Origin of the sequence: Lutibacter sp. (assembly GCF_013041805.1) — a bacterium.
Lineage (GTDB): Bacteria > Bacteroidota > Bacteroidia > Flavobacteriales > Flavobacteriaceae > Lutibacter.
This window is the reverse complement of the sequence record NZ_JABDRI010000089.1, coordinates 1-7,456: the sequence shown is the minus strand read 5'-3', so window position 1 is coordinate 7,456 and position 7,456 is coordinate 1. Positions and strand designations below refer to the sequence as shown.

Sequence of the window (7,456 nt, the reverse complement as noted above, 5' to 3'; positions counted from 1 at the left end):
CCTCCTTTTTTACAACCGCCTCAGGTTTTTTCTTTTTAGGCCTTTCAAATTGCTTTAAATCAATAGTTTTACCTGTTATTCTTGGACCCTCTAATTTTTTATATTGGGTTTCAATAGTTTTCGGAACATCACTTTCTGCTTGATCAGTTTCTGGCACTTCAGCATCAACTTGTTTCGTTTTTGGAGTTTCTTCAACTACTGGTTTTGTTGATTCTGTTTTGCTAGGTTTTGGCTCTATTTTTGGCTTATCAATATCAACAGCTTTATCGGCCTTCTTAACTGGAACCTCTTCAATAGCTTCATTTTTAACTACATCAACTTTTTCAACCTTCTGAACATCTTTTTCTACAATTTCAACAGTTGGAACCTCAACAATTTCTTCTTTTTCAATAGGTTTTGGTTCTTCTTTATCCTTTTCTGAAAGCTTTTTGTCTATTTCTATTTTACCAACCGTTTTAACTTCTAATTTTTCAGCTTTGGCTTTGACAACAGTTCTTTTAGCTTCCTCTTCAAGTCGCTTTTTCTCAAGCTTTTCCTCAAGAGCAATTTTCATTGCCTCTTTTTCTTTTCGCTTTTCTTCACTTAAGCCTTCTGAAGCAACTTTTTTACTCCTATCAGTTTGAAAACCATCCAAAAGTACTTCATAATCTTCATTAGATATTTTTGTAGTAGGTCTAGCTTCAATTTCAATACCTTTACTTGCTAAATGCTCTACAGCTCTATCTAAGGAGATATTTAATTCCCTTAATACTTTGTTTAGTCTCAATGTTTTGTGGTCAGCCATATAATATTTTTTTTAGCCAATTATTTTAAAATTTAAAGATGCTAATCTTCAAATTCTTCTTTTAATATTTTTTGAACTTCCAAAATAGTTTCCTCCTCTAAATCTGTTCTTTTTAAAAGCTCATTTACGTCCTTTTCTAGAACACTTCGTGCTGTATCTAGACCTATTTTTTTGAATTCTTGAATTACCCAAGCTTCAATTTCATCTGAAAATTCGGTTAATTCAACATCATCTTCTGCTTGTACACCTTCTCTTTGCACATCTAATTCATATCCTGTTAGCTGCGAAGCTAATCGGATATTTACCCCATTTTTACCAATTGCTTTTGAAACCTCTTCTGGTAATAAAAACACATCTACTCTTCCTTTCTTTCCATCTTCTCTTCCTTCCTCTTCATGAATAACCATAGATACAACTTTCGCAGGGCTCAAGGCTCTAGCAATAAAAAGTTGTGTATTTTTAGTATAGTTTAATACGTCAATATTTTCATTTCCTAATTCACGTACAATTCCATGAATACGAGAACCTTTCATACCTACACAAGCTCCAACAGGATCAATTCTATCATCATAAGAGTCCACAGCAACTTTTGCTTTTTCCCCCGGAATCCTAGCAACTCCTTCAATGGTAATTAAACCGTCGAACACTTCAGGAATTTCTTGCTCAAATAATTTAACCAAAAATTCAGGAGCCGTTCTTGATAAAATAATTACTGGTTTATTTCCCCTCAGCTCCACTGTTTTAATAATTCCTCTTACAGAATCTCCTTTTCTAAAGTAATCTGAACGTATTTGTTCACTTTTTGGTAACACAATCTCGTTACCTTCATCATCTAACAATATAATTGCATTATGACGAATGTGATGTACTTCTGCACTATAAATATCACCTTCTAAATCTTTAAAGTGTTTGAACGTGTTTGTACTATCGTGTTCATAAATTTTTGAAATTAAATTTTGTCTTAGGGCTAAAATTGCTCTTCTTCCAAGATCAATTAACTTTACCTCTTCAGATACATCTTCACCTATTTCAAAATCAGGTTCAATTTTTCGAGCTTCTGATAGTTCAATTTCTTCATTATCATCTTCAGACATTCCATCAGCAACCACAACTCTGTTTCGCCAAATTTCTAAATCTCCTTTATCTGGATTAATAATGATATCAAAATTATCATCCGATCCAAATTTCCTTTTTAACGCAGCTCTAAACACTTCTTCAAGTATTGCCATAAGCGTAACTCTATCAATGTTCTTATCTCCCTTAAATTCTGAAAATGACTCAATTAATGCTAAATTTTCCATGCATTCTCTTAATTAAAATATTATTTTCACTTTTGCTTCTAATATATCTTCAAACTGCACTATTTTACTTTTAGCCACAGTTATTTTACCTTTTCCTATTGGTTTTGGTTCTCTTGCTTTCCATTCTAACTCAATTTCATTATCCGAAACTTTTGTTAATTCACCTTGAACAGCAGAATTATCTTTAAGTTTCACTTCAAGTATTCGATTGATGTTCTTAACATATTGCCTTTTTACTTTTAAAGGTTTTGCAATATCTGGAGAAGTAACTTCCAATGAAAAATCTTCTTCGTCTCTATCTAGGTTATGTTCAATTCCTCGGCTAATTCGTATACATTCCTTTAAAGAAACTCCTTGATCACTATCAACTTCAATAAAAATTTTATTATCTGCTAAAAATTTTAATTCAATTAAAAATAATTCCGAATTTTCTTCAAGAGCATCTTTTAATAAACCTTTAATCTTTTCTTTATCCATTTATTGTATAAAAAGAGGGGACTTACCGTCCCCTCCTATCCTTCTAAATTGTCCTAATTCGGTGCAAATATAGTAAGATTTTTTTAATTGATAAAAATTCATTCTTTTTTTTAAATTAAAATTATTAACTTTACCTGACACATCACAAATTTTACATTAAATTTTTATGAAAAATATATTAGTCCCTATTGATTTTTCTGTACAAGCAAGGTATGCTGCTAAAGTTGCCTCAGATATTGCTAGACTTACAAATGCAAAAATATTTTTACTCCATATGCTTGAATTACCTACAGGTATTGTAGATCCATCAAGTTTTGGAAATTCAAATAATACTCCAACTACCTTATTATTTTTAAAACGTGCCCACGAAAAATTTGAAGATTTTAAAAAACTACCCTTTTTTAAAGGTATAGAAATTGAAGATTCTGTGCAGTTTCATAAAGCCTATGATGGAATTATTGATGAAAGTAAAAAACAACATGCCGATTTAATAGTAATGGGATCTAAAGGAACTTCAGGACTTGAAGAAATGTTAGTAGGATCAAACACTGAAAAAGTTGTTAGAAATTCTGATATTCCTGTATTGGTAATTAAACAAGATGTTGATAATTTTAAAATTGAAAATATTGTTTTTGCCTCAAACTTTGAACAAAAAAATAAAGTGGCCTTTCAAAATATATTAGATTTTGCAGCTATTTTTAATGCAAGATTGCATTTATTAAAAATTAATACAATTCATAATTTTGAAACTACAAAAGAATCTAGTGATGCCATTAGAAATTTCATTAATGAATATGATTTAGGAGATTATACCTTAAATATTTATAACGATGTTTCTATTGAATCTGGGATTTTAAATTTCTCTAATGTTATTGATTCCGACGTTATTCTATTAAATACAAGTGGTAGACGTGGTTTAGCTCATTTATTTACAGGAAGTATTAGTGAAGACTTAACTAACCATGCAAAATTACCAGTTGTTACGTTTAAGGTTTGATAAAACTTGTATTAAAAACTAGAATATTATTTGCTTTAAAAAATACCTAATGCAAATGCTTTCAAAATTGTATTATTCTTGGTTGACCACTCTTTTAAATGAAGTGGATTACTATTTAATTTTAATGCGATAGTTGCTAGTTTATCCTTTTTATCTTTCGATATGTTTTCTAGTGATTTTGAAGTATCATCAAGAGTTTCGATATATTGAACATCTTCTAAATTTAATAACAACGTCAACTCATCATTTGATAATGATTGCATCATTTTTAACTTATCATGAGTAGCGTTATGAAATTTTTGTGCAATCAAATTCCCAAGCCAACTTTTAGGTGAATCAAATAAATAAGTTAATACTTTACAAACTATTTTTATGCTAGAAGTACAGTAATATACATCGTGTATTTTTGCAACTGTCAACGGAGTTAGCAGGGGCAGTTCTTTAGTTGGAAAAACAACTACAAATTTAGTAGTAATCTCTTTGCTTCTTACCGTTTTAATAATATCATATGCCGATAACAAAGGAAGTTCAGCTTCTAAAATAGCAACAACAGGTTGGTGTTGCAATATAAATTGCAAGGCTTCTGTACCAGCCTTGGTTTGTTTTATAATGGAATATCCATTCTGGTTTAATCCAATAGTTAAACCTAGTACATAATTATTATCACTATGTGCCACAAAAATAGAACCTTGCTTTTCTTTTTTCATTAGATGGTTAAGATAAAAAACCATAAGTAAAAATGAAATACGTGGTACTACGTAATATTTACGTAGAACTACGTAGTTATTAAAAAGTGATTTAATTTTATCTACAAAACAACACGTATTTCAAAAAGATAGGGATACTTTATAAATTTAGGATTGTATTTTTATGCATAAACGCCCAATTTGATAGAGAGCTCGTCTTTGTTTGTAAATCTAATTTTCCAATAATATTACTTCGATGTTTTTCGATAGTTCTTACAGAAACATTTAATAATTCAGCAATCTCTTTTGTTGAAATTTGCTTAGAAATATGCTTTAATATCACTATTTCTGAAGAAGATAATAAATACAGTTTATGAAGTTCATTAAATTCATTTTCTGTAGAGATATGCTGTATAGAAGAACTAAAATACTCTCTGTTATTTGCAACCGCCAAAATACATTTTTCTATTTCAAAGAAAGAATCTTCTTTTAATAAATACCCTTTGATTTGAAATGATTTTGCTTGTGCTATATAACTAGCTTCTTTATGAAAAGTTTGTATAATAAATTTAGTTGAAACTTTTTTCTCCTTTGCCATTTTAACTACTTCAAACCCCGATAATAAAGGCATATCTATATCTAAAATTGCGATGGTCGGTTTTAGTTTTAATATTAATTCTAATGCAATTAATCCATTTTCAGCTTTTCCTACAACTTCGTACCCATTTTCTGCAAGCTCTTCGAACAATCCTTTTAATAGCATGGGATGATCATCAGCAATAATTATAGAAATATTTTTTTTTAGAAGCATTTAAAGTGGAATTACTAATTTTACTTTTGTGCCTTTACCAAATTCAGCGTTTATTTTTAACTTCGAATGAATAATTTTAGCACGCTCAAAAATAGTATTCATTCCTAAACTTTTAGTTGTCTCTTTCGCTTTAATAAAATCAAAGCCTTTGCCATTATCTATAACTGTTAAAGTTATGCTATTCTCTTTCTTTTTTAATGTCACAAAAATAGTAGTTGCCTTAGCATGTTTTACACAATTTGATAATAATTCTTGTAAAATTCTATACACATGAAGATTCGTTTCTTTATTTAAAAGCCCATCAATAGTATCTATATCATTGGTAAAAAACAAACTGGTATGGGCATCTACTTCATCAATTAAGCCAATAATTGCTGAAGTAATACCTACTTGTTCAATAATGGAAGGATATAAATTTTTGGAAATATTTCGTAATTCTTCGAGTGTACTGTCAGCTAATTCATTCATATCTTGTATCCCACAAGATTTTACTTTTTTAGTTAGCAACATCATCTTTTGTCCAATACTATCGTGTAATTCTCGTGCTAACCTTGTGCTTTCATTTTCTTTCACCTTGATTAAATCTTGCGTAAACTGTTCTTGTAACTTTCTCTTTTTAGAAGCTATATTTTTGGAACGAACCAGAAATATAAAAACAAATAAACTTACCAATCCTGTAGATGTAAATATAAACCATTGAGTTTTGCTTTTGTTTTGAGCATTTAACAGGTTAATATTTTCTCGTTGCTCTTTAATTTTAGAATCTCTTTTTTCTGTTTCATAAAGTGTCTGATAATAACTTAAAACATTTACTTTTTGAACACTTTTAATAGAGTCTTTTAATTGTATATGTTTTTTTAAGTGAATTAAAGAATTTTTAGAATCGCCTAAATTTTCATAGATTTCAGATATAAATTTTTCAACACGCTCAATATCTTCAGGCTCTCTTTTTTTAATTTTATAATCCAACAACTCTTTACCTATCTTTAGTGCTTCTTTATAGTTTTCTTTTTTAAAAGCCATATGCATTAGAGCTTCTTTATAAAGGTTATTATTTCTGCCTTTAGTATTTTGTTCAAGGTTACTTTCAACTTCTTTTAAATATTTTTCTGCCGCGTCCAAATTATTATTTTGTGCATTGGCAATAATTAACGTATTTAAAATAGTGGGTTTAATAAAATTTGAACGTTCTGATTTCTCACAAAATTCTAAGGCTTTTAATAAATTATCATTTTGCTTCTCTGGCATTCCTAATTTAAAATAGTCGATAGATGCATTGAAATAAGAAGTTGCAAGCTGGTCATAATTATTTGTTATTTGTAAAAGAGCAATATATTCATCACGCTCTTTTTGGGCGTCACCATAAAATCCATTTTTACTGTACAAAATAGATAATGAGTTTTTAGAACTAATAATATTAAACGTATCTTTTACTATTGAAAAGTAATTGTATGCTTTCCTATAATTTTGAGAAGCCTCTGCAAAGTTACCTAAAGATTCAAGAGTTTGTCCTTCATACAAGTTTGCAAAACCTAACAATCTATCATTTTTTGCTTTAACCGCAAACAATTTGGAAGTTCTATACATGTCTAATGCTTCCTCAAGTCTGTCTGTAAAAAAATAACTATCTGCTCCGTTTAAATACAATCTAGCTAGAGAATAATTATCTTTCAAAGGCACGTCCTTTGCTCCAAATTTCTCTAATATTTCTAATCCTTCAGTTGGCTTACCAATAATATTATTTTTATAATAAATTAAATCTGCAGTTCTGTTAATAGCAATATTCAATGAATCTAATAAATACGCATGTGTGATAGTATTTGTTACTAAAGAATCGTACTGATATTCTGTTTTGTATTGAACTAAAGTACTTAAACTATCTAGCCAATTTAAACGTTCACTAGTTGTTGACTGACTAATTTTTTCTTTTAAAGCATCTATTTTAACAGAAATATCTTCATTTTGTGCTGATACAACTATCGAAAAAAGTAAAAAGAAAATAGGTATAGTATATTTCATTGAAGCCTGACACTTTTGTACAAATATATTTTTTAAATTATAAAATCAATAGTTATTTATTAAAAAAGCTCCAAAATATTTACATTTAAAGTGCAAATTATCTCGATGAGTATATTTGAAGTTTGACTTTAAACTTGTCAAAAAACTATTCGCGACTTTCTGTAACCAAAAATAACATCAAATGAATAGAAATAAATAAATTAACAGCCTGCAATTAAAGTATAAAAAAAACCGTAAATCACTATTTTACAAGAGTTTACGGTTTACTAAAGTTGACCTACAAGGACTCGAACCTTGACTGACGATACCAAAAACCGGAGTGCTACCATTACACCATAGGTCAATTTAAGGCTGCAAATTTAATGCAAAGTTTTTATTGAA

6 protein-coding genes, 1 tRNA gene and 1 pseudogene are annotated in these 7,456 nt (G+C 29.1%); 1 reads left to right on the top strand and 7 read right to left on the bottom strand.

Annotation, left to right across the window (positions count from 1 at the left end; all coding sequences use genetic code 11):
- From HKP59_RS10855 to rimP, 3 genes and pseudogenes are all read right to left on the bottom strand, one after another.
- A pseudogene (locus HKP59_RS10855) lies at positions 1-784 on the bottom strand (translation initiation factor IF-2); the annotation flags it as partial.
- Positions 785-825: 41 nt separating this feature from the next.
- Positions 826-2,085, bottom strand: coding sequence for a transcription termination factor NusA (gene nusA / locus HKP59_RS10850; protein WP_291806727.1), 1,260 nt, complete (start codon positions 2,083-2,085; stop codon positions 826-828).
- Positions 2,086-2,097: 12 nt separating this feature from the next.
- Positions 2,098-2,562 carry a ribosome assembly cofactor RimP gene (rimP, locus tag HKP59_RS10845; protein ID WP_291806726.1) on the bottom strand — a complete coding sequence of 155 codons (465 nt, stop codon included), beginning with the start codon at positions 2,560-2,562 and terminating at the stop codon, positions 2,098-2,100.
- Positions 2,563-2,728: 166 nt separating this feature from the next.
- Between rimP and HKP59_RS10840 the strand changes: the two genes are divergently transcribed.
- A complete protein-coding gene (locus tag HKP59_RS10840) occupies positions 2,729-3,559 on the top strand; it encodes a universal stress protein (RefSeq protein WP_291806724.1) in 831 nt (276 codons plus the stop codon).
- A 35-nt stretch (positions 3,560-3,594) separates the two neighbouring features.
- Here HKP59_RS10840 and HKP59_RS10835 read toward each other — a convergent pair whose 3' ends face one another.
- The 4 genes from HKP59_RS10835 to HKP59_RS10820 all read right to left on the bottom strand — a co-directional run bounded on the left by HKP59_RS10835 (position 3,595) and on the right by HKP59_RS10820 (position 7,418).
- Positions 3,595-4,266: a hypothetical protein gene (locus tag HKP59_RS10835; RefSeq protein WP_291806723.1), complete on the bottom strand. Its 672-nt coding sequence runs from the start codon at positions 4,264-4,266 to the stop codon at positions 3,595-3,597.
- A 139-nt stretch (positions 4,267-4,405) separates the two neighbouring features.
- A complete protein-coding gene (locus tag HKP59_RS10830; RefSeq protein ID WP_291806721.1) occupies positions 4,406-5,056 on the bottom strand; it encodes a response regulator transcription factor in 651 nt (216 codons plus the stop codon).
- Positions 5,057-7,075: an ATP-binding protein gene (locus tag HKP59_RS10825; RefSeq protein WP_291806720.1), complete on the bottom strand. Its 2,019-nt coding sequence runs from the start codon at positions 7,073-7,075 to the stop codon at positions 5,057-5,059.
- 272 nt (positions 7,076-7,347) lie between these two features.
- Positions 7,348-7,418: transfer RNA gene (locus HKP59_RS10820), tRNA-Gln, on the bottom strand.
- Positions 7,419-7,456 lie beyond the last annotated feature (38 nt).